Genomic DNA, 2,717 nt, shown 5'->3' on the forward strand with positions numbered 1-2,717 from the left:
GCATGACGCCAGTTCTCGAGCAGGTCGCTCGCCCACAAGCCTAACGCACGGGCAGGCCGCGGAACATCCGCGGTGCCCTCGATACGGTGCGCCCCGCCTCACGGTTCAGCAGCGTCGCCGTGGGCAGAGCGGCCGACCAGTTGGTGCCAATGTGTTGCGTCTGACTGCCCGACATCCTCGACGACAGCACCGGCCCCACCCAAGCCGAACTTGCGTCGTCTCCTCTCTAAAATGATCAATCGGCGACTTCTTCTCGCGACCTCCGTGGTCGATAACCAGCTCTGATGACAAGACCTTCCGCGACGGCCAATCACCTCACCCGGCGCCCAACAACGACCGATCGTCCCGTCACACGGTGCCAATGCGCTGCATCGGCCTCCCGCCCCAGACACGCCCGCCCTACAAACCCGTACACCTGACAAGCCAACCCGCAGCAACACCCCCACCGACCGACCGCATCCCACACACCAACCCGCGACCAAGCACCGCTCCCCCACACGCCCCCTGAGAAACACACGCATCGCGGCATGTGCGGATGTTCGGCAACGCCGGGAGCGGTCGGAGCGCCGCCGCGGTGCGCCGCTCGTAGCGGGCCGGCCGCTACGAGCGGGTACGCGATGCTCAGGTGCTGGGCCGGCGGCGGGTGGAGATCACTGACCGGGCCGGGGTCAAATGGTGGTGTCGCTGGACCCGGCGGCCCGCTGTCGCTACGACGGCGCTACGGCACCACCGGGCACGTCCAGAGCGACGCGGCGGCGGTCACCCCGGCTGGGGTGGCGACTCGGCGGGGTGGCGACCGATCGGCCGCACGCAGAACTCGTTGCCGTCCGGATCCGCCAGTACGACGGTGCCGTCGTTGAGGGCGTCGAGCCGAGCGGCGCCGAGGGAGATCAGCGCGTCGACCGCCGCCCGCTGGTCGCCGTCCGGGAGCAGCTCGAAGCGCTGCCGGTTCGGCTCCGCTGTCGGCGACACGGGCGTGCTATCCCATCCGTCCCATGCGACTTTCGTGCCGCCGCGCGGTGACTGGATCGCGGTCTGCTCGCCCCGGTCCCACACCAAGGGCCAGCCCAGCGCCTTGCTCCAGAACAGGCCGACCTGCCGAGTGCCGGCACAGGTGAGCTCGCCCAGCGGGCCGCACCCGGCGAGGTAGCCGTTGCCGGGCTCGATCACGCAGAACTCGTAGCCTGCCGGGTCGGCCAGGACAACGTGCGCCTCCTCGGGTCGCTGCCCGACGTCGACATGGCGGCCACCGAGCCTGACCGCCGTGGCCACCGTGCGCCGCTGGTCGTCGAGGTCGGCGCTGGTCAGGTGCAGGTGCATCCGGTTCGCGCCGAGTTGGCCGGCGCGGCCCGGTACGAACCGCAGGCCGAGCTGGGCGTCCCCGCCCGGCAGCAGCACACCGCCGGTATCCTCGATGACCTCCCGACCGAGCAGGCCGGCCCAGAAGCGTGCCGGTCCAGCAGGGTCGTCCGCCTCGAAGGTCACCGCCAGCAGTCGCGAACGCATCACCGGACCGTAGACACCGCCCCATGAGGCGGCAAGCCAATAGGGAACCGGCGAAACCACCCAGTGGAAACCAACCGCTGGATCGACAGCCGGGAAGGGCCAGACCTCCCGGCTCTCGACCGATTCAACGTCATCCGCACATCGGCAGATGAGGATGTTGAAGGTCGAGTCGGTCGAGATGATCACTGGTTGGGACCACGCTGACAATATGACAGGGCGCGGCGCAATCGAAATCCGGGAGAAGGACAGAGATAACCTTTTGAGAAGCGGGACGAACCACGCCGCGCGGTGGTAACACGATGGAGATTGTGGGGACATCGGGCTGACATGGGAGCCTGATGGTGTCCGGGGATATGAGGGCTCTTGGGCGGCGCAACGTGTTGCGCGCGGCGGGTTTGGGCGTCGTGGGAGGGGGGTTGGCGGCGGCGCGGCCAGCCGTGGCGACGCCTGTGGGGCGGGGTGCCTTCGTGCCGTCGACGACCGGCACCGTGGCGTGGGGGCGGTTGCCGAACCGGGACAGTGTTGCGGTGGCCGTGGTGGACTCCGGGTCGGTGGTGACCATCGACACCGTGTCGCACGAGGGCATTCTGGAGGACCAGGGCAAGGATCCGCGCGGCTTCTTCGGCGGCTTCGGCATTCCGGCGCGGGACGTGCTGGCCGATGCGGTCCGGATCGCGGCCGGCACCCCGCACGACGGTCCCGGCCCGCACGTGGTGACCGGGCCGGTCGCGGTGCGCGGCGCGCTGCCCGGGCACGTGCTCAAGGTCGAGGTGCTCGACCTCGCGCTGCGGGTCCGGTACGGCGTCGTGTCCAACCGGCACAACCGGGGCGCCCTGCCGGAGCGGTTCCCGCAGGAGTGGGAAGGCGTGCCGGCGCTCGCGCGGTACTTCAACGTGGGCGGCAACATCAGCGTGTTCGCCTCCGTCGAGCAGCACCGCGGGGAGCTGTTCGGGCGGCTGCACGGCAACGTCTCGCCGCGCTTCCCGCTGGCGCCGTTCATGGGCGTCATGGGCGTGGCCCGGGACACCAGCGCGCTGGTCGACTCCGTGCCGCCGACCGACGCGGGCGGGAACCTCGACATCAACGACCTCGGCGCCGGCGCCACGCTGTACCTGCCGGTGCAAGTGCCAGGCGCGCTGTTCTTCGCCGGCGACCCGCACATGACGCAGGGCGACGGCGAAGTCGCGCTCACCGCGATGGAAGGCTCGCTG

At 70.2% G+C, this 2,717-nt stretch carries 2 protein-coding genes; one reads left to right on the forward strand and one right to left on the reverse strand.

From position 1 onward, the window contains the following. Positions 1–759: 759 nt before the first annotated feature. Complete coding sequence (locus tag VGR06_RS10870; protein ID WP_327558884.1) at positions 760–1,506, reverse strand: VOC family protein; 747 nt, start codon at positions 1,504–1,506, stop codon at positions 760–762. Between the two features lie 467 nt (positions 1,507–1,973). On the opposite strand from VGR06_RS10870, the gene VGR06_RS10875 reads away from it, so the two are divergent. Next, a partial coding sequence (locus VGR06_RS10875) for an acetamidase/formamidase family protein (RefSeq protein ID WP_327558885.1) occupies positions 1,974–2,717 on the forward strand: 744 nt, incomplete at its 3' end.

It is taken from the genome of Actinophytocola sp., from assembly GCF_036002505.1.
In the GTDB taxonomy this organism is placed as follows: domain Bacteria; phylum Actinomycetota; class Actinomycetes; order Mycobacteriales; family Pseudonocardiaceae; genus DASYTH01.